General features: G+C 58.8%; 17 protein-coding genes and 5 pseudogenes. 7 read left to right on the forward strand and 15 right to left on the reverse strand.

What is annotated here, in order from left to right:
* Positions 1-17: 17 nt before the first annotated feature.
* The 6 genes from AM586_RS27125 (at position 18) to AM586_RS27150 (ending at position 9,295) form a co-directional block, all read left to right on the forward strand.
* Entirely contained in the window at positions 18-1,553 is a 1,536-nt protein-coding gene (locus AM586_RS27125; RefSeq protein ID WP_047824927.1) for an aldehyde dehydrogenase, read from the forward strand.
* Positions 1,554-1,607: 54 nt separating this feature from the next.
* Positions 1,608-3,320: a DUF1302 domain-containing protein gene (locus tag AM586_RS27130; protein ID WP_229411155.1), complete on the forward strand. Its 1,713-nt coding sequence runs from the start codon at positions 1,608-1,610 to the stop codon at positions 3,318-3,320.
* A gap of 11 nt (positions 3,321-3,331) precedes the next feature.
* Positions 3,332-4,693, forward strand: a complete 1,362-nt coding sequence (locus tag AM586_RS27135; protein ID WP_060567212.1) for a DUF1329 domain-containing protein — start codon at positions 3,332-3,334, stop codon at positions 4,691-4,693.
* 121 nt (positions 4,694-4,814) lie between these two features.
* Positions 4,815-5,894, forward strand: a complete 1,080-nt coding sequence (locus AM586_RS27140) for a YCF48-related protein (RefSeq protein ID WP_109370610.1) — start codon at positions 4,815-4,817, stop codon at positions 5,892-5,894.
* An 11-nt stretch (positions 5,895-5,905) separates the two neighbouring features.
* Positions 5,906-8,293: an RND family transporter gene (locus AM586_RS27145; RefSeq protein WP_373995249.1), complete on the forward strand. Its 2,388-nt coding sequence runs from the start codon at positions 5,906-5,908 to the stop codon at positions 8,291-8,293.
* Between the two features lie 3 nt (positions 8,294-8,296).
* Positions 8,297-9,295, forward strand: coding sequence for a dihydrodipicolinate synthase family protein (locus AM586_RS27150; RefSeq protein WP_047824926.1), 999 nt, complete (start codon positions 8,297-8,299; stop codon positions 9,293-9,295).
* Positions 9,296-9,734: 439 nt separating this feature from the next.
* On the opposite strand, the pseudogene AM586_RS27160 reads toward AM586_RS27150, so the two are convergent.
* The 9 genes and pseudogenes from AM586_RS27160 to AM586_RS27195 all read right to left on the reverse strand — a co-directional run bounded on the left by AM586_RS27160 (position 9,735) and on the right by AM586_RS27195 (position 17,962).
* Positions 9,735-10,693, reverse strand: a pseudogene (locus AM586_RS27160) (integrase core domain-containing protein).
* Between the two features lie 108 nt (positions 10,694-10,801).
* Positions 10,802-10,897 (reverse strand): annotated as a pseudogene (locus AM586_RS29310) (IS6 family transposase); the annotation flags it as partial.
* 186 nt (positions 10,898-11,083) lie between these two features.
* Complete coding sequence (locus AM586_RS27165; RefSeq protein WP_052233923.1) at positions 11,084-11,467, reverse strand: addiction module antidote protein; 384 nt, start codon at positions 11,465-11,467, stop codon at positions 11,084-11,086.
* Positions 11,468-11,470: 3 nt separating this feature from the next.
* Positions 11,471-12,010, reverse strand: a complete 540-nt coding sequence (locus tag AM586_RS27170; protein ID WP_373995247.1) for a type II toxin-antitoxin system RelE/ParE family toxin — start codon at positions 12,008-12,010, stop codon at positions 11,471-11,473.
* Positions 11,973-12,119: pseudogene (locus tag AM586_RS27175) on the reverse strand (IS5/IS1182 family transposase); the annotation flags it as partial. The gene AM586_RS27170 and the pseudogene AM586_RS27175, both read right to left, overlap by 38 nt.
* A gap of 271 nt (positions 12,120-12,390) precedes the next feature.
* Positions 12,391-14,763 carry a DEAD/DEAH box helicase family protein gene (locus AM586_RS27180; protein ID WP_047824925.1) on the reverse strand — a complete coding sequence of 791 codons (2,373 nt, stop codon included), beginning with the start codon at positions 14,761-14,763 and terminating at the stop codon, positions 12,391-12,393.
* The gene (locus tag AM586_RS27185; RefSeq protein WP_060567226.1) at positions 14,756-15,307 is read right to left on the reverse strand and encodes a hypothetical protein; all 552 of its coding nucleotides are present in this window, start codon (positions 15,305-15,307) and stop codon (positions 14,756-14,758) included. Before AM586_RS27185 ends, AM586_RS27180 begins: the two co-directional genes overlap by 8 nt.
* Positions 15,308-15,645: 338 nt before the next feature.
* Positions 15,646-16,575 (reverse strand): annotated as a pseudogene (locus tag AM586_RS27190) (IS5 family transposase).
* A gap of 346 nt (positions 16,576-16,921) precedes the next feature.
* The gene (locus AM586_RS27195; protein ID WP_060567211.1) at positions 16,922-17,962 is read right to left on the reverse strand and encodes an IS110 family transposase; all 1,041 of its coding nucleotides are present in this window, start codon (positions 17,960-17,962) and stop codon (positions 16,922-16,924) included.
* Positions 17,963-18,216: 254 nt separating this feature from the next.
* Between AM586_RS27195 and AM586_RS27200 the strand changes: the two are divergent.
* Positions 18,217-19,368, forward strand: a pseudogene (locus AM586_RS27200) (IS30 family transposase).
* Here the strand turns inward: AM586_RS27200 and AM586_RS29125 are convergent.
* The 6 genes from AM586_RS29125 to AM586_RS27230 all read right to left on the reverse strand — a co-directional run bounded on the left by AM586_RS29125 (position 19,326) and on the right by AM586_RS27230 (position 24,384).
* Complete coding sequence (locus AM586_RS29125; protein WP_257791544.1) at positions 19,326-19,448, reverse strand: hypothetical protein; 123 nt, start codon at positions 19,446-19,448, stop codon at positions 19,326-19,328. The pseudogene AM586_RS27200 and the gene AM586_RS29125 sit on opposite strands and share 43 nt — an antisense overlap.
* Positions 19,445-20,677, reverse strand: coding sequence for a Gfo/Idh/MocA family protein (locus tag AM586_RS27210; RefSeq protein WP_047824921.1), 1,233 nt, complete (start codon positions 20,675-20,677; stop codon positions 19,445-19,447). Before AM586_RS27210 ends, AM586_RS29125 begins: the two co-directional genes overlap by 4 nt.
* 2 nt (positions 20,678-20,679) lie before the next feature.
* Positions 20,680-21,621, reverse strand: a complete 942-nt coding sequence (locus AM586_RS27215; protein ID WP_229412968.1) for a PDR/VanB family oxidoreductase — start codon at positions 21,619-21,621, stop codon at positions 20,680-20,682.
* A 65-nt stretch (positions 21,622-21,686) separates the two neighbouring features.
* Positions 21,687-22,547: a carboxylating nicotinate-nucleotide diphosphorylase gene (gene nadC, locus AM586_RS27220; protein ID WP_060567207.1), complete on the reverse strand. Its 861-nt coding sequence runs from the start codon at positions 22,545-22,547 to the stop codon at positions 21,687-21,689.
* A complete protein-coding gene (locus AM586_RS27225) occupies positions 22,547-23,380 on the reverse strand; it encodes a sulfite exporter TauE/SafE family protein (RefSeq protein ID WP_060567205.1) in 834 nt (277 codons plus the stop codon). The genes nadC and AM586_RS27225 overlap by 1 nt, the downstream gene beginning before the upstream one ends.
* A 14-nt stretch (positions 23,381-23,394) precedes the next feature.
* Complete coding sequence (locus tag AM586_RS27230; protein ID WP_060567203.1) at positions 23,395-24,384, reverse strand: hypothetical protein; 990 nt, start codon at positions 24,382-24,384, stop codon at positions 23,395-23,397.
* Position 24,385: the final 1 nt, after the last annotated feature.

Raw genomic sequence — 24,385 nt, forward strand, 5'->3', positions numbered from 1 at the left:
AACAACAGGGGACTGCTATGTCTGTAGAAATGAAGACCGAATCGAACAAGCCGGGTTCTGCGCGCAGCGAACTGGCTGAGAAGTACTTCCAGGCGGAGTATGGCCATTTCATCAATGGGGAATGGGTCGGCGGAACCAGCGGCGAGAAAATCGCCATGATCAACCCCGCGAATCTGGAAGTGCTGTCCTACATCCAGTCAGGAAACGCTGAGGATGCGAATCGTGCCGTGGAGGCCGCCTCAAGGGCGTTCCCCAAATGGTCCCGCAGCTCGCCCCAGGAGCGTCAGAGCGCCCTGTATGAGATGGCGCGCCGCCTGCGCGCACGGGCCAAGGATTACGCGGCAATGTTATCGCTGGACAATGGCAAGCCGATCATGGAGGCGATGCATATCGATATCCCATCGACGATCGGGCAGTTCGAGTTGTTCGCCGGTGCCGCATTTGGTTTGCAAGGGCATACCATCGACGCGAAACAGGGCGTGGCTATTGTTCATCGCGAGCCGCTTGGTGTCATCGCACAGATCATACCATGGAACGTGCCCCTCGTCATGATGGCGACAAAGATCGCGCCTGCTCTGGCCGCTGGCAACACCATTGTGCTGAAGCCGGCCGAGACGGTCTGCCTGGCAGTCATGGAGTTCATCCGCGAGATGGCCGACCTGCTGCCGCCAGGCGTGCTCAACGTCATTACCGGCTACGGCACCAACGTCGGTGAAGCGCTCGTCACCCACCCGAAGGTCCGCAAGGTGGCCTTCACCGGCTCACGCCCGACCGCCCAAAAACTGATGCACTATGCCTCCGTCAATGTGATTCCTCAAACGCTGGAGTTGGGCGGCAAATCGGCCAACATCGTTTGCGCGGACGCGGACATCGGTGCGGCGGCGGAGTCCGCAGCCATGAGCATCGTCGTGAACAAGGGTGAAATCTGCTTTGCCGCGACACGCCACTTTGTCCATCAATCCGTGATGGATCCGTTTCTGGAGAAGGTTCAAACCATTCTCAGCAAGATTCGCGTGGGCGACCCACTGAACCCCTCGACGCAAATGGGCCCCCAGGCCTCAAGGCTCCAGTTCGACAAGGTGCTTGGATACCTCGATATCGGGCGCAATGAAGGCGCGACCACGGCGATGGGCGGGAAGCGCGCCACGGTGAGTGGATTTGAGCAGGGATATTTCATCGAGCCGACCGTGTTTACCAATGTGCACAACACAATGCGCATCGCGCAAGAGGAGATTTTTGGTCCTGTCGGCGTGGTCATTCCATGGAACGACGAGGCCGACGTCATACGCGAGGCCAACGACACTGAATTTGGATTGGCGGCCGGCCTTTGGACCCGAAACATCACGCAAGCCCACCGCATGGCGCGCGAGATCGAAGCAGGGACCGTGTGGGTCAACCGCTACTTCAACATGATCCCCAATGTACCGTTCGGCGGCTACAAGCAGAGTGGTTTCGGCCGTGAATTTTCGCTTGAGGTCCTGAACCACTACACCCAGCTCAAGAGTGTGATCGTCTCGCTCGAAGAGGGGCCCATTGGCCTGTTTGACCATTGATTCCCCTTATCTGTCACAAAAGAAATCGCTGGGTTGTCACTGCCGACGAGTGCAATGGCGGCCATGCATATAAACATAAAGCGAGACAATAAAATGAATTTAGTCGGATTGAGACAACAGTCCAAGCCGCCGTCGGCCATCCTCCGCAGCATTCTTACATTGTGTGGTGGACTTTCCATCGGATTGACGCCGGCCGTCGCTGGTGTGATTGACATAGGCAATCCTGACGTGAATCTGCGCTGGGACAATACCTTCAAGTACAGCGCTGCGCGGCGTCTGGACTCGCCATTATCTGCTCTGACACTGAATCCAAACAACGACGATGGCGACCGTAATTTTGCCAAGGGATTGATTTCCAATCGCTTTGACTTGCTGTCGGAACTGGACCTCATCTACAAGAAGAACATGGGTCTTCGAATCAGTGGCGCCGCCTGGAATGATTCCGTGTATGGCCGCTCCAACGCCAACCCGGGTTTCGCTGGCGGCGCATTCCCCAACCAAGGCTCCGTGCCCTACAACCGCTTCACGCGCGGCACGCGAGATGTGCATGGCGATGGCAGGGAGGTACTCGATGCTTTCGTCTTCGGCAACTTTGACGTGAATGGGAAAACCATTTCAGCACGCGCCGGCAGGCACTCGGTGCTGTGGGGTGAAAGCCTGTTTTTTGGAGCTAACGCGATCGCCGGTACTCAAATGCCGGTGGACGTGGTCAAGCTGATTTCAGTGCCAAGTACGCCCTTCAAGGAAGGCATTCGTCCAGTCCCCATGGTGTCCGGCCAAGTACAGATGACCCAGGATGTCTCGGTGGGGGCCTATGTACAGTTCGCGTCATCCAGAAATCGCCTGCCCGCTTCAGGTAGCTATTTCTCCAACACGGATTACGCCGTCGATGGCGCCGAGGGCATCTATTTTGGACCGGGTGCGCCTGCCCCCCGGTTCGCCGATATGCAGGCCAGGGATTCCGGACAGGGCGGGGTGCAGCTGAAAATGCATCATGGTGATACCGACTACGGTTTCTATCTGATTCGGTTCCACAACAAATTACCGCAAATCGTGCCCAAGCTTGGCATGACTCCGGTCGGGCCGGCCCCGGTGGGCTATTACATCGCGTACCAGGAAAACATCAAGGCGTTTGGCGCCAGTGCCAGCAGGACCTTCGGCGATTACAACGTTGCGTCTGAGCTGTCGTTGCGCACTAACCAGGACCTGGCGAGTACGCAGGGTTTCGACACGAGCGCGCTCGCCCCGGTCGCCAATAACAATTCAAGCAATCCAGCATATGCAATCGGCCGAACTGCCCACCTGAATATCTCGGTCTTGGGCTCGGTACCGCGTAATTTCCTCTGGAATGAAGCGACGATTGTTGGCGAGATTGCCTGGAACCGTGTGCTAAGTGTCAGCAAGAATGGCGCCGCCGTGGATCCCAATGCAACGCGTGATGGTGTCGCGCTGCGCGCCGTCTTTGAGGCGAAGTACCGGCAAGTGCTGCCGGGATTGGACCTGGGTGTGCCGATCGGCATCGGCTATGCGCCTAAAGGCTCGCGGCCGATGGCGATGACACCCAACGCCTGGGTTCCTGAAGGAGGGGGGGATATCACCGTTGGGCTCAATGGCGCTTACCAGGATACCTGGAACTTCGGTGTGAACTACACCCACTATTACGGCGATGCGCGGACGTTCAACACAGGAGCCCGGCAAGCCTTCGGCTGGGGCCAAACCCTTCGGGATCGGGATTTCGTCTCGTTCACTGCTCGTGCCACATTCTGATTGGAATAAAAATGAAATTTTTGATCAAACCCCTGTTCGCGATCTCTGCTTCCATGTTCCTTGCGGGCGCAGCCTTTGCTGCGGTAACGGCCGCTGAAGCCGCCGCGCTGAAATCCAGCCTGACCCCAATGGGCGCTGAAAAAGCTGGCAATAAAGACGGCTCGATTCCCGCATGGACCGGTGGCTATACGACGCCGGTACCTGGCTACAAAAAAGGCGGCCGCCGCCCAGACCCATTCGCTTCCGACAAGCCTTTGTACAGCATCACTGCAAAGAACATGGCGCAATATGCAGACAAGCTCACGGATGGCACCAAGGCGATGCTGCAGAAATACCCGGACACTTTTCGGGTCGATGTCTACCAGTCAAAGCGCACCTATGTCGCACCCCAATGGTTTTATGATAAGACGTTTGAAAATGCCACAAAGGTAAAGCTATCGGGCCTCGACAATCCCTATGCGGTGGGGGCCTTAGGGGGCATTCCATTCCCCATTCCGAAGAACGGGGCCGAGGTGATGGTGAACCATCAGCTGTCCTACAAGCTGGAGCAGATTTACGATGTCGCGAAGAACTTCACCGTGAACAGCAACGGCCAGGCGGTCATGGTTTCGCATTATGAGAACTACTTTACTTTTCCCTATAACACCAGGGGTGTCAGTGCGGAGGACGGTCAGTGGTGGTACAAAGTTCGTTCGACCAATCTAGGCCCGGCCATTCGCGCCGGTGAAGCGGTCATGCAGCACTTTAATGTCAATGAAGACAAAACACAGGGGTGGATCTACCTCACAGGGCAACGGCGAGTGCGCAAGCTGCCAAACACCTGCTGCGATACGCAACTCTCCTTTACGGCCGGTATTCTCAATTTCGACGAGTTGACCGTCTTCGAAGGCGACATGAGCCGCTTCAACTGGAACCTGGTCGGCAAGAAAGAAATACTGGTGCCCTACAACAGTAACCGCACGCTGGTGCCAACCAAGACTGCGGATGTGATCACCGGGGCGCATCTCAATCCTGATCATGTGCGTTGGGAATTGCATAGGGTGTGGATCGTCGACGCGACATTAAAGCCAGGAAAGCGCCACGTTTCACCCAAGAGCCGTTATTACATCGATGAAGATAGCTGGTACGCCCTGCTCGGGGATCGCTGGGATGCGCAAGGAAAACTGGCGCGCACAACGTATCTGCTGCCCATTGTGGCGCCTGATGTGCCCGCGTTCGTACGCAGCAGTTTCGGCCTCTACGATCTGATTGGTGGCAGCTCTTACCTGGGTAGCCTCTACAACGATGAGGCGGTACAGATCCGGGTTGAGGATAAACCTTTCCCCGCATCGACCTATTCGCCCGATTCCATGGCTGGACAGGGTATTCGCTGAGGATCCAGGGAGGCGTGACGCAACTGGTGGATCGACCTGGGTGGGGCGGTCCACAGTTGGCAAGTTTCGCCCTGCAGCCTGATCGAATCGGCACTTCGCCAAACTGTTATAGGTCTGGATTATGATGAAAAAAGTTGGTCAAGAGCGCGTTGACAACGGGCGACGCCGCGCCATGTGCTTTGTAGCTACAGTTCCGCTGGCCAGCATCGGGCCCGTCTGGGCCACACCGGTGTCGGATCCCTTGCGACGGCCGGCGTTCGTCGGCCCCCAAGTGGGGGGGGCCGTCCTGCTAGATGTTGTCAAGGCTGGGCAACGTATTGTCGTCGTTGGGGAACGCGGCGTTGTTTTGTTCTCGGATGACGCTGGCGTCACATGGAGTCAGGCGAGGGTGCCGGTCAGTGTCACGCTAACTGCGGTCAAGTTTGTGGATGAAAAATTTGGCTGGGCCACAGGTCACGCAGGTGTTGTGCTCGCAACTGCGGACGGCGGCGAAACTTGGGGCCTCCAGCTCGACGGTAAGAGAGCCGCGGAGCTATGGCTGGCAGAAGTGTCGGCCGGGTCGAGCAACGCCAACCGACTGGCGGAGGCTAAGCGCTTGGTGGCGGACGGCCCGGACAAGCCTTTCGTGGCACTTCACTTTTCCGACCGAAAGCATGGCATTGTAATGGGGGCGTATGGGCTTATTTTTGCCACCGCAGACGGTGGTGAAACCTGGTCGCCCTGGATGGCGCGCTTAGACAATCCGAAGGCGCTGCACCTGAACGCGCTAGTGGTGCAGGGGCAGCGCATTCTGTTAGCAGGAGAACAAGGGTTGCTGTTGCAATCCATCGATGGCGGAAAAACCTTTGCCGCACTGAGTTCGCCTTACCCGGGAAGCTGGTTCTCCGCAATTGCTTTGCCAAATGGCAAGTTGATGCTGGCTGGGCTAAAGGGAAACGTTTATACCTATGGCCCTGCCGGGTTCACCCAGTGCGAGGTGCCTATTCCCGTCACGATTAGCCACCTCTCGCTGATGCAAGACAACAGTGTGCTCGCGCTGAACCAGGCCGGACAGGCATTGATCAGTCGGGATTCAGGAGTTAGATGGGTGCCAGTTGTATTGCCGCAAGGCCCACCATTGACTGCCGTTGTCCAAGTTGATGGCAGACGCCTGCTTGCCAGTAGCTTGCGTGGCGTTCGTGAACTTCCTTTTCCTAAGTGATCCTCATGTCAATGGTTAGCCCAGCAGTCTCAAAGGATGAGCGCACGTCTTCGAACGAATTCGATCCACGGTCTGGTTCAGCCGTCGAGCGGGCGCTTTTCAATCACCGCCAGTGGATCCTCATCGTCTGTGCGTTGCTTACGGTCTTGTTTGCCTGGAGTGCCAGCAACGTGCGTGTCAACGCGAACTTTGAGAAGATCATTCCCAAGAGCCATCCGTATATCGCGAACTTTCTCGCTCATCGTCAAGAGCTGGGAGGCCTCGGCAACGCCGTTCGTATCGCCGTCGCCACAACCGGTGAGTCCATCTATGACCCACACTACCTGAGGGTACTTCAGCAGTTAAGCGACGAGGCCTTTTTGCTCCCTGGGGTTGACAGGCGCAATATGAAGTCGCTGTGGACGCCGAATACGCGATGGGTCGGGGTCACCGAGGACGGCATGGATGGTGGTCCGGTGATCCAGGACGGCTACGACGGCTCGCCTGAAAGCCTCGCTACCTTGCGGTTGAACGTCGAGCGCAGCAATGAGATTGGCCAGCTGGTCGCATTGGATCAACGTTCTTCCATAGTCTATCTGCCCTTGTTATCAAAAAATGCGAATGGTGTTCCGCTGGACTACGCTGATGTTTCTGACGCACTGGAGCGGCTCAGGGTCAAGTATCAGAGTAACGGGGTCAGTATTCACATCACTGGTTTCGCTAAGGTCATGGGTGACCTGATTGCGGGCATCTGGCAGATGCTGGGATTCTTCGCCGCTGCCGTGATCATCACGACGGCGACGCTTTATGTCAACACGCGTTGCGTGCGCAGTGCGGTGCTGGTCGTTGCTTGTTCGTTAGTCGCTGTGCTGTGGCAACTGGGATTGATGCCCTTGCTGGGCTACGAGCTGGACCCATACTCCGTGCTGGTTCCCTTCCTTGTGTTTGCGATCGGCATGAGTCATGGTGCGCAAAAAATGAACGGCATCATGCAGGACATCGGACGTGGTGCGAACAGCCTGGTTGCTGCACGCTACACTTTTAGACGCCTTTTTCTTGCAGGATTGACTGCGCTGCTGTGCGATGCAGTTGGGTTCGGCGTCTTGATGGTGATCGATATTGAGGCGATCCGCGACCTGGCCTTCATTGCCAGTCTTGGCGTTGCGGTATTGGTCTTCACCAACCTGATACTGTTGCCGATCTTGCTGAGTTATGTGGGCGTCAGTCCCGTGGCCGCCCAACGCAGCCTGAAGGAAGAGTTGACGAACAGGCAGGGCGGGGAACGTCACCCGTTGTGGAGACTGTTGGACTTGTTCACCCAGCGCCGCTGGGCGGCAGGCGTCGTTGCGGTCTCATTGCTCCTCGGCACCGGAGGGCTCGTGGTTGCGCAACGCTTGAAGGTCGGCGACCTGCAGCCCGGTGCCCCCGAGTTGCGTGCCGACAGCCGCTATAACCGCGACAACACCTTCATGACTGCGCACTATGGCGCCAGCAGCGATGCCTTCATCGTGATGGTCAAGACACCAGAGGGCCAGTGCAGTGGCGAGGACACCTTGATGCGGATAGACGCGCTGGAATGGAGAATCCGCGCACTGCCGGGTGTAGAGGACACGAACTCGCTGGCACTGTTGAGCCGGCGCGTGCTGGTGGGGCTCAATGAGGGCAGCAGCAAGTGGTACGAGGTGATCAAAAGCCAGTCAATGCTGAACACCATCACCGCCGGCGCGCCCCGCGGTCTTTACAACGACACCTGCAGTCTGTCGACGCTGGCGGCATACCTGAAGGACCACAAGGCCGACACGCTAACCAGCCTCGTTGACGAGGTGGCTGACTTTGCCAGGGAAAACAACACCGAGCAAGTGCAGTTTCTTCTCGCCGCCGGCAACTCAGGCATTGATGCGGCGACGAACATCGTTGTCAGGGAGGCGAACCGCGAGATGATGTTCTGGGTGTACGGTGCAGTGATCTTGTTGTGTGCTATCACCTTCCGCTCTTGGCGCGCGGTGCTCTGTGCCGTACTGCCGTTGATTCTGACATCGGTGCTGTGTGAGGCATTGATGGTCGCGCTGAACATCGGGGTGAAAGTCGCTACCTTGCCCGTGATTGCATTGGGGGTGGGCATTGGGGTGGACTACGCGCTCTACGTCATGAGTATTTTGTTGGCGCGATTGAAGGCCGGAGAGAGCCTTTCCCAAGCGTATTACCAATCGTTGCTCTTCACGGGAAAGGTCGTGCTCCTGACGGGCGTTACGCTCGCCTTGTGCGTTGCCACCTGGGTGCTTAGTCCCATCAAGTTTCAGGCTGACATGGGGCTTTTGCTTGCATTCATGTTCGTCGGCAACATGCTCGGCGCGTTGGTGCTTCTACCTGCGCTTGCACATTTTTTATTAAAACCAATGATTCAAAACACTAGAGGATAAATAATGAGTAAGTCAAGATTGTTGAATCCATCAGACATTCACGGCGTTTGGTCGATTCTTCCCACACCAGCCAAACCCGGAGCGAGCGACTGGCGTGCTACTGACACCGTTGATCTGGATGAGACGGCCCGCGCTGTCGAAGGACTTATCGCGGCTGGCGCCAACGGGATTCTGAGCATGGGGACTTTGGGCGAGTGCGAATCGTTGACCTGGGAGGAAAAGAAGGTCTTCATGCAAACCATCGTCGAGACCGCCAGGGGCAGGGTTCCCGTGTTCGTTGGTACTACAACGCTCAATACCCGCGATACGATCGAGCAGACCAGGTACGCCCACTCCATTGGGGCCGACGGAACAATGCTGGGCATCCCTATGTGGTGCAATCCCTGCGTTGATATGGCTGTTCAGTACTACAAGGATGTCGCCACAGCTGTTCCGGAGATGAATATCGCCATCTACGCGAATACCGAGGCGTTCAAATTTGATTTCCCCCGGGCGTTCTGGGCGCGCGTGTCAGAGATCCGGCAAGTCGTTGCGGCTAAATATATCGGTATCGAGTTCCTGCTTCAGGATCTGCATCTCACCAAGCACCGCATGAAGCTGTTGCCGCTCGACTACCAATACTATGCTGCGGCACGTTTGGATGACTTCGTTGATGGCTTCTGGTCCAGCGGTACGGTATGCGGTCCATTGGTTTCAACTACGCTTCGGGACAAGGTCATCGAAGCCCGGCGAACCAAAGACTGGGGGGATGCGCACGCATTTCAGGGCCGGCTTGTGAAGACGGCTGCGCCCTTCCCCGAAGATAGCTTCAAAACCTTCTCAATTTACAACGTTGCTCTCGAAAAGCGACGGATCGATGCCGGCGGCTGGATGAACGCCGGCCCCGTGCGCCCACCTTATAACGACATTTGTCCCGAGAACTATCTCGATTCTTGGAAGCGTTCAGGGGAACGCTGGGCCGAATTGCACAAGCAGCTTGAAAAGGAAATGTCGGAAAAATAGTAAAAGGGCTGAGCAAAAGGGTATCGACTTCCACTTCGATTCTATCACTCCTTTCAGCGCCCTCGCTTATTGTAAGTTCGATCTATTTCTTTCCCGCAGCATGGTCGCACAAGGTTTGACGCAATTGGGGCGTCATCAAGCTGGCGTTGCCGGCGCCAGCGCTCAGGTGCTCAAGGCAGGTCAGCAAGTCATTGCGGCCGCGAACCGGGTGCCAGACCGGGTACGATACGGCTACTCAGCGGGATGAGTTCTTCGCGGCAGGTCAGCTTTCCATCCAACGGATAGCGAAGGAGGGGCGTAAGTACGGAGTGCCCCTGCTTCTATTGAGCCAGAGATACACCAATTGGAGAAGATGGTCGCTTTCCCCCTCACTCACGATTTGCATCCCGCATCTTGCGATGCGTCGTTACGTTGTCAGAACCGCTCTTTATTCTGGTTCCTAGGTGTCAAGTCTCGCGTGGTCATAAACGCGCTTAACGAAAAGGTCAGGTTTATTGCGCTGCCATTCCTTGAGCGCCTGGATCGGTGTTTTGATACCGATGGCACGTTGAGGAATGTGGTGGTTGTATAGCTTGAGGTAGTTGAGCAAAGTCGTCTCCAGGTCGGCCCTGCTGTCGAATCGGGTTTGCTGCAATAGCTCGTTGATGCGGCCGTTGAATCGCTCTACCATGCCATTGGATTGCGGGTGACGTGGCGGCGCCAGTCGATGCTCGATAGCCATGCTTGTGCAGGCTTTGTCGAACGCGTGCTCGCCGCTCGGCTTCTTGTCCTTCATGGCAAAGCGGTCGGTGAACTGCGAGCCGTTGACGGTCAAAATTTTGGCGATTTTGATGGGTGAAGCCAGCTTCAGACGACGCAGGAAGTTGACACTGCTCTTGTCGGTCATGTCGCTGTAAATGTGCATGAACACCCAGCGGGTAGCGCGGACGATGGCCAAGAAGAGATAGCGCCGCGAAGTCTCGTCGGGCATCTGCGGCAAGTATTTGATGTCAATGTGAACAAAGCCTGGCTCGTAGTCCTTGAATGTCTTCTTTGGCGATATGGTTTCGCCTTCGGCCTTGGGAATGACGTCCTCCAGGCGAGACATGCCTTCGCGTTTGAGCAAGCGCGCCAGGCCCGCACGCGACGCATCAGTAACATAAAGCAGGTCGTCGAGCGGCAAGTACAGCGACTGGCGCAACGAGAGGACCACCGCTTCCTGGGGGCGCTCAGCGTTGTATGCAGCGTGTGAGCGCGATGCGAACGGTCTTGAACGTCATCGCGTTTTAGCCGTTTCGCGGCTGTAGCCCGAGAGATGTTGAAGACCTTGGCCGCTTCACGATCGGATAATCCAGAGTCGTTGATTTCCTGTCGAATCTTTGGCGTGGTGCGGGCTTGGGGATGAATGCGTGTGCTCATGCATGAAGCGTACCTGACGGGCTGGAATTGGTGGCAGGACCGTGGTGGCAAACCAGCGATCACCTCGTCAAGCATGGCCTTCGCTCGAAACAAGGCCATGTTGCGGCCGCGAAAGCTCAGCGAGAACCGGAAGTAGAGCCACACTACATGACTGATGATCTCACGAGGGTAGCGGAAGCCGCGGTAAAGTCGAGTGTTTGCCATCCCCCATTTTAGGGAGCGGCGGAGGACTCCGGCAACTTGACAATATCTTCGGGTGCCGCAGTCTACCCGATCACGGCAACTGCTCAGCCAACGCGACAGAACCCGGAGAGCGAGGTCCGCGTAGACCTAATCGTACCGCACGGTGATCGCGGAGCCTTCCGCTACACGATCAACTACTTGGTCAACTTACGCTGCCAGGGCGTAGCTGTTATCACGAGCCGCTTCCTTTGGGATGACAGCAAGCGCCATGCCGAGGGCATCGAGTATGCCCATGATGGTAGCCATCTGCGTCTTCGTACCCGGCTTGAGGGACTTGTACGCGCCCTCGCGGGTAATGCCGGCCTCTGCTGCAATATTCGCCATCTTCTCTGCACGGGCGGCGGTCTTCAGTGCGGCCTTGAAATGCTCAGGGTCGCCCGACTGTGCAGCAAAGCTCAGGTATGCAGCGATTGACTCTTTGGTGTTTAGGAACTCGGCCGAGTCGAAGTCGCTGATGCCTTCGACACCTTCCAGATCGTCCAGGCCTGGGACGCTTTCCAGTTCGGTCAGGGTAACGTTGTTCGCATTCATGGCTTACTTCCTCTTCGATTTATTTGACTGACGAGCCTTCTCGGCCGCCTTTGCCGCCTTCTTCTCGTCCTCTTCCCGCTTCTTCTTAGCGGCAGCGTTTTGCTTCTTGATATCATCCAGCATTTTCTTTGCCTTCTTGATATCAGCTGTCTGCGTGCTCTTGTCGCCACCGCAAAGCAGCAGGACGATCGTAGTGCCGACGTTGATGAAATAGACGCGATAGCCTGGGCCATGGTCGACCCGCAGTTCGTACAGACCCGGTGCGCCTTCGACTGGGTGACAGTCGCCCAAATTGCCGCGCTCCAGACGCTCGATGCGATCGTTAATCGCCGCCTTGCCGACGTCATCCCTCAGTTCTTTAAGCCAAGTTTTGAAGTCGTCTGTTTTCTTTACTTTGCGCGGTATTACGGTACTCATTGTAATCTGTAGTTCACACAAGTCAATCGTGCCGACATCATAGCAACACTGTTGCCTTTGCGATACTGCAAAGGCATCGTCCTTATATCGTCTGGCTACGTCCGCGCTTGCCACTCGGTTGCCCATGCCAGCTCATCGTCGGGTCAAGCTGGATGAGCAGCGAACCGCGTGTCTTCAACGCTTGGTTGTACGTCTTCCAGTTGGTCGTGCGGTACTTCTGTGGAGTTCGTTTCATCCGGCTCAGGCTACAGACCTACGCGTTCTTCGCTGGTCGGGCCCGATTTACGCAATAAGGCCAAGTAAAAGTGAATCTTTTACTGTACCTGTAAGGCATGCTTCGGCTGCCGATGATCGCAGAGAACGTGCCAGATAGCATCGCTGGAGCCATTCGCGCGATTCGACGCCGTAGCGTGCAATTGGTGTTGCGATCCCGCACTAGCGCTATTAGGCCCGTTGCGTTCATGAAGCACAGCCTCGGTCAGCGTGCAGCTTACCTTGATGCTCCATCAGCCATGCAGGTCATCGTTCAGCTCCATCGAACCCAGTCGGTATCCCATCGCCCGATAGCCACGCTGACGCTTGTCCCACATTCGTAATAGCGCTGGGTGGCCGGTGTCCACGAAATCGACGATTTGAATGTCAGTCTTGCTTGCATGCTCCCGGTGCAGACGTCCGGCATACTGCTGCAGCGTGCCCTTCCAGGAGACTGGCATTGCCAGCACCAGCGTATCAAGCGGTGGGTGATCGAAGCCTTCACCTACGAGTTTTCCGGTCGCCAACAAGATGCGAGGCGCGTCGGGCGGCAACGCGTCCAGTTCAGCGATGAGTGCAGCACGCTGCTTCTTCGACATTCGGCCGTGTAGCATGAATAGCGCGGTCAATGGATTAGCGAGGGCAGCTGCAATTGCTTCGAGGTGCTCCGTCCGTTCAGTCAGCACAAGCACTTTGCGGCCCTGCTCGTACGCATCTTTGACTTCAGCCACGATGGCCTCGGTCCGGGCTGGATCGTTGGCGAGATGCCGGAACACGTCCTGGATGCCTGTATCGGTCGGCAGTTCGATCCGCGTGACGTGTGATCGAGGCAGCACCTTCAGATCGTGGGGCGCGCCGGGCGGTTGGGCTGCAGTGTGTCGGATCGGCCCGCACTGCATGAAGATGATTGGCTGCTGACCATCGCGCCGAATCGGCGTCGCCGTCAGGCCCAGCACATATTTCGCCTTGGTCCGCTTCAGGATGGCGTCGAAGGATACGGCGCCGACGTGGTGGCACTCGTCCACGATCACGTGACCGTAGTTCTCGACCAGCGGATTCACCTCGCCTTGCCGGGATACCGACTGCATCACTGCGATATCGATCTTCCCGGTGGATTTGGACTTGCCGCCACCGATGGTGCCAACCACGCCGTTGACCGCGCCCAGAAAGGCCTGCAGGCGTTCCTGCCACTGCTTGAGCAACTCGGTCCGATGTACCAGCACGAGCGTATTTACTCCTCGGCGGGCGATCATCGCGGCGGCAGTAACCGTCTTGCCAAAGGCCGTTGGGGCACATAGGACGCCGGTGTCGTGGTAAAGCAGCCGCGACACGGCTGCCTCCTGATCCAGCCGCAAGGTACCGAGGAACGAGATATCAATCGGCTCACCGCCAAAGCGTTCGTCGCGCAGGTCGCAGGTGATGCCATTGTCGCGCAACAGCTCCAGCGCGGCATCGAGGCAGCCACGAGGCAGGGCAATATGCTGCGGGTAGTTCTCAGCGTTGCCGATGACGCGAGGCTTGTCCCACACCGACATGCGCATGGCCTGTGCCTTGTAAAACTCGGGGTTCTGAAAAGCGGCCAGACGGATCAGCCGGTTCGCCAGCGTCTGCGGCAATTGCGCCTTTTCGAAGTAAATGAGGTTGGCCAGCGTCACCGTTAGCGATCCGGGCATGGGCCCGGTCAGCAGCTTGGTCGACGTATTCTCTCGCTTCCACGGCATGACCATGTCTTCATCGTCGATAAAGGTAACGTCCAGCGGATGTACGCCGTCCGTGGCCCTGAGGATTGTCGCGTCTATGTCATGAGCAGCCATCGGCTGGATCGACGCCAGGAACGCCCATTGATCCGGGTGCGGGTGGAGTTCGACATCGACGAATATGCTGTAGCCCCTTTCCCGCGGCAACTTCTGTAGCGGCAAGGCGATCAGATTGCCGAAGCCACCTTTGGGCATCGTGTCCTGGTTCGGAAACAGGCGGTCATAGGATGCAAGCTTCAGTTGCCGGGTCCGAGAGCAGGTATGGCTGATGATGGCAGTGCCCAAGCGTCGGGCATCACGGGCGGAAACGCGGCTGGCAAAGAAAACCCAAGCGTGCGCCCCGTTGCCGGATCGCGAAATTTCCAGCGCAGCGGGAACACCGAGCTCTTTACACGATTGCATGAAAGCCCGGGCATCGTCGCGCCAATCGGCTTCGTCAAAGTCGGCCGCCAGGAAATAGCAGGTGTCATCCTCTAGCAGCGGATACACCCCGACTGTGTGCTTGCCGGCTAAATGGTCATAGATCACCGCATCGGACAGCGGGATCAACAGGCGGTTGGTGCAATCTCCACATTTGATGCGCGGCTTCTCGCAGATTCCGGCGCGCCACTCGTTGGCGCAAGCGGGAGCGTAGCCTGACTTGCCCGTAGTTTTACCTTCCCAGCGGATCGGGAAGACGTCCGTGCGCCCGCGAAACAGGCGCCTGAATAGCATCACCTTCTCAGCGGTGGAAAACCGTGACGATTCCGGCTCCCGCGCTACACGAACGGCCGGTTGAGGTGGCCGCCATTCTATGTCGTGGGCTTCGAGCAGCGCGATCAGACGGGCGTTTTCGGCCTGAAGGGCCGCAATGGCAGACTGGTCAGTCATCGAACCCGTGCTCAGACAGCAATTCGTCCATCTCGTCGCCGACGCCGTAACCGAAGTTATGGCTGATGCGTCGAACCTCTTTCAGGCGCTCCAAAAGAGATAATCGCGCCGCGTCAGGCAAGGCGACAATGGTTTTCAATGCCTGCCCGAACATTCGCACGAGCGCATCAAAATATCCATCGTCCTGCAGACCAACATCGTTGCCGAACCCGGCCCCCCTCTCGCAGTAGAAAACGATCAGTTCCGCAAGCCCGTCAGGTTGACCAACCGCCTTCTTGTAGTCCGCAATTGCCTTCTTGGCTTTGGCGACCGAAGTGTCCTGGTTCTTGGACATATCCGGCCACAGCCAACGATCAATAGTAGCCTTGTACGATTTCAACATATGGTCGCCAAGCGCCAAGCGAGTGTGCAGGAAAGTCTGATTGTCCTTGCTGGCCGTGTACAGGCCATGTACCAGCTCGATCAAGCCGCCGCGGTCATAGTCAGCCAGCTTCGCTTTTACGTCGCGCCAGGAAAGGGAGAGCTTCTTCTTTTCAATACTCATCACTAAGACCAACCGGGCTTTTCGTTCTGCAAGGGTTCAAGCGATACACACATCACGCTCGGGCATCGGCAAATCTGGACAGGCTGAGTTGGCGGAAAGCGCGGCTGCCAGAATTTTTCTTCATAATGTCCCTCTGGCCATTGTAATCGCCTACCGGCCGGATCAGATGCGCAGTGCAAAAGACGGAAAATTCCTCGGTGCGGTGTCGTGAATTCATCAGGCTTATTGTGCAAGATGACGGTGTGACGCGTTGGCGCTGATCTGTTCGAAAGGAATGAAGAGGCTTTAATGTTGCGTAAATCGAGCGAAGGCCGAGCTAACGCCATTTGTAGTTCGTTTTATAACACTGGGACCGTAATCGGAGTACCCAGCCGAGTGAACCGGTTCAGCACGGCAGCCCGCACTTGTAACTCGGCAACCTGACGGTCAAAGTCGCGCGCTATGACACGCTCGCCCAGCAGCTTGAAGCAGCGCATCTTGGTTTCAACAAGGCTGCGCCGGTGGTAGCCGCTCCATCTCTTCCATATTGCCCGTCCCAGCCTTTTTGTCGTCCGCAGGATGTCGTTACGTGCATCGGCACCGCAGCGGTTTGCCTTCCAGGGCTTGGCGTTCTTACGGGTCGGGATAATGGCATGCGCGGCGCGCAACGCGATGGCTTCATGACAGTCCTTCGTATCGTAAGCGCCGTCGCCGCTGACGCTGGCAATCTTCTCGTCAGCAGGAATCTGGCCCAGCAGCGCTGGCAGGACAGGTGCGTCGCCGACACTGTTGTCGGTGACCTCCATGGCCCGGATCTCGAGCGTGGACGCGTCGATCCCGAGATGCACCTTGCGCTACTGGCGGCGGTACTCTGCACCATGCTTCTTCGTCTTCCATTCGCCTTCGCCCAGCATCTTGATACCCGTGCTGTCCACCAGCAGATGCAAGCCTGTCGTGGTCGGCACGGCGCCAATGGCAACCTGCAGCGTCTTTTGCCGACGGCTCACCGTGCTGTAGTCCGGCGCCGGCCAGTCGAGCCCAGCCAGGTGCAGCAGGCTTTGCGTCATCCCCATGGCCTGGCGTAGTGGTAAATTGAACAGGCACTTGATGCTCAGGCAGAACTGGATCGCCTCGTCGCTGAACGTCTGGCTGCGCCCGCGCTTGCCGCTCGGCTGGCTGTGCCAAGTCATCGCCGGATCGAGCCAGATGAGCAGCGAACCGCGTGACTTCAACGCTTCGTTGTACGTCTTCCAGTTGGTCGTGCGGTACTTCTGTGGAGCTGGTTTCATCCTGCTCAGGCTACCAGACCTACGCCTTCTACGCTGGCCGAGCCTGATTTACGCAACATACATGGACGCATCCTGGTTTGCCAGGTTTTCGATTCTGTGATGTGCAATGAGGTAGATTGCAGCCATACATCCGGACTTTGTTTGAGACGGTGCCTCTGTCCCTGATGGAATTTGCTGACCAGCTCCTGATCAAAGCCACGAGCTTAACGCTCCTTGTTGCGTGCAGGGTTTGCCGGTCCCGGTCTGACCTGTCTTGCCATCACATCTTCAATCGCCTGAGCAATCGGTGGAAGGATCCTTGCCAATCCTCCTTGAAATCGGTTGAGAAGTAACCTGGCCGTGTCGATTACGTGCCTGCGGCAGTAGGGACGTAATCGGCACGGAACCGCCTTTCGTCATACATGAGAAGTGCCCATACCCGACGCGCGTTCTTGTTGGCCAACGCGACAGTGGCGACATTCTTGTTTCGTCGCGACAGCAAGTGCCCGAGCCAACTTGTGGCAGTCTCCACCTTGTGCTCGGCATGTCGGAGCACGGCACGTGCCCCATGAATCAGCAGCGCGCGTAGGTAGCCGTCGCCCCGCTTGCTGATACCGAGTAAGACCTGCTTGCCTCCGCTCGAGTGCTGCCTGGGCACCAGGCCCATCCAGGCAGCCAACTGTCGACCATTCTTGAAGCAGCGTGCATCGCCAATTGAAGCCACTAGTGCAGTTGCGGTAATCGGTCCAATTCCTGGAATCTCGGCCAGTCGGCGGCTGGTTTGATTGTGCGCGTGCCAGAGCCCGATCTCTTTTTCCAGCTCACGAACCTGCAGGTCCAACTGCTTTAGATTCTCGGCAAGCCGCTGCAGCAAAGTGCAGAAGCTGCCGGGTAACTGTCCGGTAGACTCATCAGAGAGCAATCCCAACCGAGGGCCGAGATTGCACAGTCCCTTCGGGATAACGATCCCGAATTCGGCCAGCAGGCCCCGAATCTGGTTGGCCTGGGCAGTTCTCGCCTTAACGAAGCCTTGTCGTGCGCGGTGGATTGCCAGCAACGCCTGCTGCTGTTCTGTCTTGATCGCCACGAAACGCATATTGGGCCGAGTAACTGCCTCACAGATGGCTTCAGCGTCGGCCGCATCGTTTTTGTTTGTCTTTACATAGGGCTTGACGAACTGCGGAGCCATCAGCTTGACGGTGTGTCCCATTTCGCTCAGCTTGCGCGCCCAGTAGTGGGCGCTGCCGCAAGCTTCCATACCAATGAGGCACGGCTCGAGCTTCACAAAAAACGTCAGCATCTCAGTGCGCCTGAGTTGTCTGCGCAGGCAGGGCTTACCGTGAAGATCGACACCATGTACTTGGAACACTGCCTTTGCCAGATCAATGCCGCATGCACTCAGCTTCATTTTGGACGCTCCTTTCCGGTTGTGGATACCTCTACACATCCACTTTGGCATATCAATGCCGTGTCAGGAAGGATGCGTCCATTCCATTAAAGCCATGTATAGCCATTATCTTGCAAAGCCCTCGGATCGAATGCTCTTTGCGAGCATCTCAAATGAAGGCGTACATTACCCGTACATCTTATTAAGGTACGCAGCGGTGAGTTCAACTGGTCAGCGCAACAGTTCTGATTTAATGGCGTTTTTATGGAGATGTAATGCCAAGAACTGGAAGACCAGGACTGTCTGTTCAGCAGAAAAAAGAGTTGTGGATTCGATGGAAGGACGGCCAGTCCTTATCTGAAATCGGGCGGGCACTAGGAAAACATGCCGGGTCGATTCACGGCGTACTTGCGGCCTCTGGCGGCATCGCGCCCCGTGAACGACGCCGCCGTCCGGATGCATTGACGGTGTTAGAGCGCGAAGAGATATCGCGTAGTTTGGCAGCCGGGTGCAGTCTTCGCGCTATTGCTTCCCGCCTTGGCCGTTCGCCGTCGACAATCTGCCGTGAGGTCAGCCGGAACGGCGGCGCAAAGCGCTATCGTGCGGCGACAGCCGAGCTTTTTGCCGTAGAGCGATCGCGTCGGCCTAAACAGTGTAAGTTGGCTCTCAACAAACCGCTTAATGCTCTCGTGGCGGAGCGGCTAGCAGAAGACTGGTCGCCGCAACAGATTTCCGGATGGCTTGCTAAGTACCATAAAGGCCAGCCAAATATGCAGGTATCACATGAAACGATTTACCGGTGCCTGTTTGTACAAGCGCGTGGCGTACTGAAACGAGAGCTGATTTCACGACTGCGCAGCCGTCGCATGATGCGTCGCGGGAAAACGTCGACTACCGATGGACAGCCGCGAGGCCGGATCATTGACGCTGTTTCAATCCACGAACGGCCGGCTCAAGTGGAGGATCGCCGCATACCGGGTCATTGGGAAGGCGACTTACTCTCCGGCGCAAAAAACACCCATATCGCTACCTTGGTCGAGCGTCGATCCCGTTACCTGATGCTTGTAAAGCTCGAAGGGAAGGACACCGACAACGTAGTCAGGGCACTTGTCCGAGAAGTGAATGCTCTACAGGCTGGCAAAATGAAGACACTCACATGGGATCGGGGCACTGAACTGGCACAACATAAGCGGTTTACGGCAGCTACCGCAGTCCAGATGTATTTTTGCGATCCGCGTAGCCCGTGGCAGCGTGGCACCAACGAAAACACCAATCGATTACTACGCCAGTACTTCCCGGACGGCACGAACTTGGCGGAGTAGTCGCAGAGTGACCTCAACTCCATCGCGCACAAGCTGAATACGCGCCCCAGGAAAACTCTTGCTTATATGGCGTCGATCGATAAAATTGCCGAGCCGTTGCGTTGACCGGTTGAACCTGCCGCGGCCTTTTTTAAGATATCGCGCTCCTCGGTAACGCGTTTCAGCTTGGCCTTCAGACGCTTCATTTCCGCCTGCTGGTCGTCAGCCCTTTGTCGCTCGGCCCACCCACCTGATGCTCCAGCTTCACGTCGCACTGCTTGCGGCCCGATTCCAGCAGCGCCAGGCAGATTTCGAGCGTGGCCTTGGCCCACGGTCCGTCGTGAAGCGGCGCCGCTCCGTGCACGACCGCCGCATACAGCTCATCGATGACTTCAAAGCGCGGTACGGCCGGCGGCGCCAGCGCGCGCCGCTCGCGCACGGCATCGCCGTACACCACCACGGCGTCGGGCATCGGCCGGACATCTGCGCGCTCGCATGCGACGACGATCGGTCCGAAATGCTGGTGGTGGCCCGGCGCGGCGCTCGCGCCTCGCCCGGGCGGCGCCCGATAGGCCGGGCCGCCATAGGTAGCGGCTGCCTTGAGGCGGGCCTCTTCCACCGGTGACGCGATGGCGGCAAGGCGACGGCGCGCGCCGCCATACTCGTCGGCGTCCTTCGGCGCGCCCATTTCTCCCGTCCAGCCGCACCATTCGTCCGAATCGAAATGCCCGAATCCGCTGTAGACCAGCGAGGCGAACACACCGTCCTCGAACCACAACATCGCTGCGTATGCCCCCTCGGTGGGCCGCGCCGGATCCCAGGCACCCAAGGTGGCGCGCACATGCGTCGCCCGGCTGCCCGCCAGCAGACGCACCACGTCCACCTGGTGCGCCGCCTGGCTGAAGACGACGCCGCCGCCGGCATCGGTGTCGAGCTCTTCGGGGCGGCGCGGACGGTACAGGAAGTCAGTGTAATTGAGCGCCTGGATCATCTTGACTTTGCCGAGTTCGCCGCTGCCGATGATCGACCGCGCCGCCAGATAGGGCGAGTCGAAACTGTGGCAATGGCCGACGACCAGGTGCACGCCCGCGGCCCGGCAGGTTTCGATCATGTCGTCGCACTCGGCCATGCTCAGCGCCATGGGCTTTTCGACCAGTACGTGTTTTCCATACGAGGCGGCAATGCGGGTGTGCTCGGCATGAAACTGATGCGGGCTGGCGACGTAGATCGCGTCCAGCAAGGGGTCGGCGGCAAGCTGTTCCACGCTTTCGTAGACCCGCGCCGAGAAGTCGCTCGCAAACTGCGCGCGTGCCGCCATGCGCGGGTCGCAGGCTGCGACCAGCTGGATACGGGGATCGGCGCCCAGGGTTGGCAACATCAGCGTGAAGGCGCGGCCAAGGCCGACCACGCCGAGGCGGAGGCGACGTTGGTCCATGATCACAGGTCCAGCACCAGTTCGGCCGACCTGGCGCGCGACACGCACACCATGATCTGCGACTCCATTTCCTCGGGCATCAACACCATGTCGCGATGATCCGCTTCGCCCGCCAGCAAGCCGGTGCGGCACGAGCCGCAGGTGCCGCTTTCGCATGACGACGCCACGTTGCAGCCACTTTCGCGTAGCACATCGAGAATCGATTTGCCGACCGGTACCTCGAGGCTGCGGCCGGATTTTGCCAGCTGCACCACGAACGGCGTGTCGTCGGGCCGTGGCCGGCTGCCGTCGGCGAAGCTTTCGAAGTGAATGTTCGAATGCGGCCAATGGCCGGACATGTCGCGCACCGCGTCCATCAGGCCCTGCGGGCCGCAGCAGTACACATGGGCCCCGCTCGACCGTTCCAGCACCGGCCACAGGTCGAACGACGCCGCTGGGTCGCCATGGTCGTGGTGCACATGGACACGTCCGCGCAGTTCCGGTGCGTTCAGTTCCTCCAGGAACGCGGTGGTTTCGGGCGAGCGCGTGAAATAGTACAGTTTCCAGGGCGCGGCAGGCAGCTCGCCCATGGAGGCGATCATCGACAAGATCGGCGTGATGCCGATCCCGCCGGCGATGAAAATATAGGATGGGGCGGTTTCCACGAACGGAAATGCGTTCTCGGGCACCGAGGCCAGCAAGGTGTCCCCGACCCTGGCGTCGTCGACCAGGCTGATCGAGCCGCCCTGCCCGCGCTCGTCGCGCTTGACGGCGATGACGTAGCGGCCGCGCTCGGCCGGGTCGTTGCACAGCGAGTACTTGCGGATGGCGCCGTTCGGCACCCGGATCTTGATGTGCGAACCGGGCGTAAAGACCGGCAGCTGCGCGCCATCGGGGTGGACCAGCTCGAAGCTGCGGATACCCTCCGCCACGTCGCGCACGTGCGCGATACGCAGCGGTGTCATTCCATCAGGGGTTGCCGGGCCTTCCATAGGTGCTTGGGGAGCGGCTTTGTGGGCATCGATCAGGCTCATTGGAGCACCCGTAGCGACAGGTCGATGGCGCTGACATCCTTGGTCAGTTTGCCGCTCGATATGCGGTCGACGCCGGTGGCGGCAATCGCGCGCAGCGTCTCCAGGCTCACCCCGCCGGACACTTCGAGCAACGCGCGCCCGGCATTCAGGGCGTAGGCGCGGTGCATGTCCTCCAGCTCGAAATCGTCGAGCAGGACGCTGGTCGCGCCTGCGGCCAGGGCCTGTTCCAGCTCGTCCAGGCTTTCCACCTCGATCTGGAGCGGGACGCTGGCGTCGAGCGCACGCGCCGCGGCAAGCGCCGCGGCAATGCCGCCGGCTGCGGCGATATGATTTTCCTTGATCAGGATCCCGTCCCACAGCGCCATCCGGTGGTTGGTGGCGCCGCCGGTCCGCACCGCATATTTCTGCGCCTGGCGCAATCCGGGCAAAGTCTTGCGGGTATCGAGCACCACGCAACCGTTCGGGTTCGGCGACACCCCGGCGATCACGTCCGCGTAGCCACGGGCCCGGGTCGCCACCGCCGACAGCATCTGCAGGAAGTTCAGTGCCGAGCGCTCGGCACTGAGGATGGCGCGCGCATTGCCGCCGATCCGGCACAGAGTGGTCCCGGCGGCGACGCTGGCGCCCTCGGCACAGAGCCAGTCGACCGTGGCGCCCGGGTCGAGCGCATGAACGCAGTCCTCGAACCAGGGCTGGCCGCACACCACCGCGGCTTGCTTGGCCACCACCTGCGCGGTCATCAGCTGGTCTGCCGGCACCAGCTGTGCGGTCCAGTCGCCGCGTCCCAAGTCTTCCAGCAGGGCGTCGCGGACATTGCGCTTGCGCGCCTCTTCGAGTGTCTCATTATGATCAAACATCATTTATTCCAGAATTTGAAATTCGCGCTGGGCGGCGCATGGGTCAGCTCAGTCGCCTGCAACAGCAAGGCCGCTGCGCTGACAGCCAGGAAAGCAAGGATGGTTCTCCGAAACCACAACTCGCTGAAAAAACCGCGCAACCATTTGCCGATCAACAGTCCGCACGCCATCGGGAGCAGGCCGACCAGCGACACCGCCAGTTCACTCGCACCCAGCCGGCCATGGGCCGCCAGCGACGCGTACAGCGGGATGGCGCTGAACAGGTAAATCACGCTGATGCAGCCGATGAAATCCTCGCGCTCGAGTTTCAGCGCCGACAGATAGGCGATCACGACCGGTCCGGTGAGCGAAGAAACGCCACCGACCACGCCCGCCAATGCCCCGACGGCGACGCCAGCCAGCCGTTGACGGTGCGCTGGAATATCGAATTGCGGCCGGAACGCCATCGACAGTGCCGCCAGCAACACCGCCAGCGCCACCATCAAGGTCAGCATGCCCGAGGGCATGGCCAGCGCCAGCGGGACCGTCACCAGGGTCGCTCCTACCAGCGCCGCCAGCAGCGGGAAAAAGCGGCGCAGGCTGCCGATCGCGACACCGCTGTCGATTGCCTGCCACAGGTTGGCCGCGAGCACCGGTATCGCCAGCAAGCTGATGGCCTGCGGGGCCGGCATCACCAGCGACAGGGCCGGCACCATGACCAGCGGCAGCCCCACGCCGAGGATGCCCTTGACGATGCCGCCCGCCACGAACGCGGCGGCGACGCCGACCACGATGACAAGTCCGGCCAGGTTGACGCCGCGGAACGAGCTGAGCAGGTCTGTTATGGAAATCATTGCCTGTGCATCGATCAGATCTTGAAGGACTCGTAGCTGCCGGCGTGGAAGATCTCGTCGACCGACATCCGGCGCGCCGACAGTCCCTGCGAATGATGGTGGCGCACGAATGCTTCCAGGGTCGGCCGGTTGTTGGCCACACCGTAGGACCAGTAATCCTGTCCCATCGACTCGCGCGCCGTCTTCAACTGCTCTTCCACGAACGGCAGGGTCACCTTGGTGGCCGATGTGTCGCCCAGCCTGGCGAGCGCGGCCGACTTGGCCTGTTCGAACGCTTTGAGCACGGCACCCGGCAGCCACGGATGCTGCGCCGCCAGTTCGTTGCGGATGCCGACCACGTGCATGATCGGGAAAATCCCGGTGCGCTTGTAGTAGTCCTTGGCGGTGGCGGTCGGATCGGCAAACAGCCAGCCGACGTTGGGATTATTGGCGGCCGCGCCGCCAGGGGGGCGCGGCGCGATGAACGCGTCGATATCGCCGCGGTCGAGCATTGCAGAGATGGTGTCGCCTTCCGGCGCATTCTCCATCCGCACGTCGGGTGGCAGCGCAAGCTTGATTTTTTCGGGACGGCCCGGCTCGTCGATGCCGCCGCGCACCCAGGTCACATCCTCGGGCCGCACGCCGTAATCGTCCTGCAGGATCGAGCGTGCCCACACGTTGGCGGTCAGTTGGTATTCGGGCACCCCAATGCGGCAGCCTTTCAGGTCTTCCGGCTTGCGGATGCGGTCGGTGCGCACATAGATCGAGGTATGGCGGAACGCACGCGACAGGAATACCGGCACCGCCACATAGGGGCTTTCGCCCTTCGAGGCCTTGACCAGATAGCTGGAAAAGGACAGTTCGCTGATGTCAAACTCGGCATTGCGGAAAGCGCGGAAGAATATCTCTTCCGGTGAGAGCGTCATGCAGACCGGATCGACGCCGTCGATCTGCACGCTGCCGTCGAGCAGCGCGCGGGTGCGGTCATAGTCGCCCATCGCGATTGAAAGTTGAAGCTTGGACAAG

It is taken from the genome of Massilia sp. WG5, from assembly GCF_001412595.2.
Classification (GTDB): domain Bacteria; phylum Pseudomonadota; class Gammaproteobacteria; order Burkholderiales; family Burkholderiaceae_D; genus Telluria.

Excerpts from the sequence above, each read along its gene's own strand:
- AM586_RS27125 (WP_047824927.1), top strand. The coding sequence starts at position 18 with ATGTCTGTAGAAATGAAGACCGAATCGAACAAGCCGGGTTCTGCGCGC.
- AM586_RS27130 (WP_229411155.1), top strand. The coding sequence starts at position 1,608 with ATGGCGGCCATGCATATAAACATAAAGCGAGACAATAAAATGAATTTA.
- AM586_RS27135 (WP_060567212.1), top strand. The coding sequence starts at position 3,332 with ATGAAATTTTTGATCAAACCCCTGTTCGCGATCTCTGCTTCCATGTTC.
- AM586_RS27140 (WP_109370610.1), top strand. The coding sequence starts at position 4,815 with ATGATGAAAAAAGTTGGTCAAGAGCGCGTTGACAACGGGCGACGCCGC.
- AM586_RS27145 (WP_373995249.1), top strand. The coding sequence starts at position 5,906 with ATGGTTAGCCCAGCAGTCTCAAAGGATGAGCGCACGTCTTCGAACGAA.
- AM586_RS27150 (WP_047824926.1), top strand. The coding sequence starts at position 8,297 with ATGAGTAAGTCAAGATTGTTGAATCCATCAGACATTCACGGCGTTTGG.
- AM586_RS27165 (WP_052233923.1), bottom strand. The coding sequence starts at position 11,467 with ATGAATGCGAACAACGTTACCCTGACCGAACTGGAAAGCGTCCCAGGC.
- AM586_RS27170 (WP_373995247.1), bottom strand. The coding sequence starts at position 12,010 with ATGGGCAACCGAGTGGCAAGCGCGGACGTAGCCAGACGATATAAGGAC.
- AM586_RS27180 (WP_047824925.1), bottom strand. The coding sequence starts at position 14,763 with ATGACTGACCAGTCTGCCATTGCGGCCCTTCAGGCCGAAAACGCCCGT.
- AM586_RS27185 (WP_060567226.1), bottom strand. The coding sequence starts at position 15,307 with ATGAGTATTGAAAAGAAGAAGCTCTCCCTTTCCTGGCGCGACGTAAAA.
- AM586_RS27195 (WP_060567211.1), bottom strand. The coding sequence starts at position 17,962 with ATGAAGCTGAGTGCATGCGGCATTGATCTGGCAAAGGCAGTGTTCCAA.
- AM586_RS29125 (WP_257791544.1), bottom strand. The coding sequence starts at position 19,448 with ATGAAGCGTCTGAAGGCCAAGCTGAAACGCGTTACCGAGGAGCGCGAT.
- AM586_RS27210 (WP_047824921.1), bottom strand. The coding sequence starts at position 20,677 with ATGGACCAACGTCGCCTCCGCCTCGGCGTGGTCGGCCTTGGCCGCGCC.
- AM586_RS27215 (WP_229412968.1), bottom strand. The coding sequence starts at position 21,621 with ATGACACCGCTGCGTATCGCGCACGTGCGCGACGTGGCGGAGGGTATC.
- nadC (WP_060567207.1), bottom strand. The coding sequence starts at position 22,547 with ATGTTTGATCATAATGAGACACTCGAAGAGGCGCGCAAGCGCAATGTC.
- AM586_RS27225 (WP_060567205.1), bottom strand. The coding sequence starts at position 23,380 with ATGATTTCCATAACAGACCTGCTCAGCTCGTTCCGCGGCGTCAACCTG.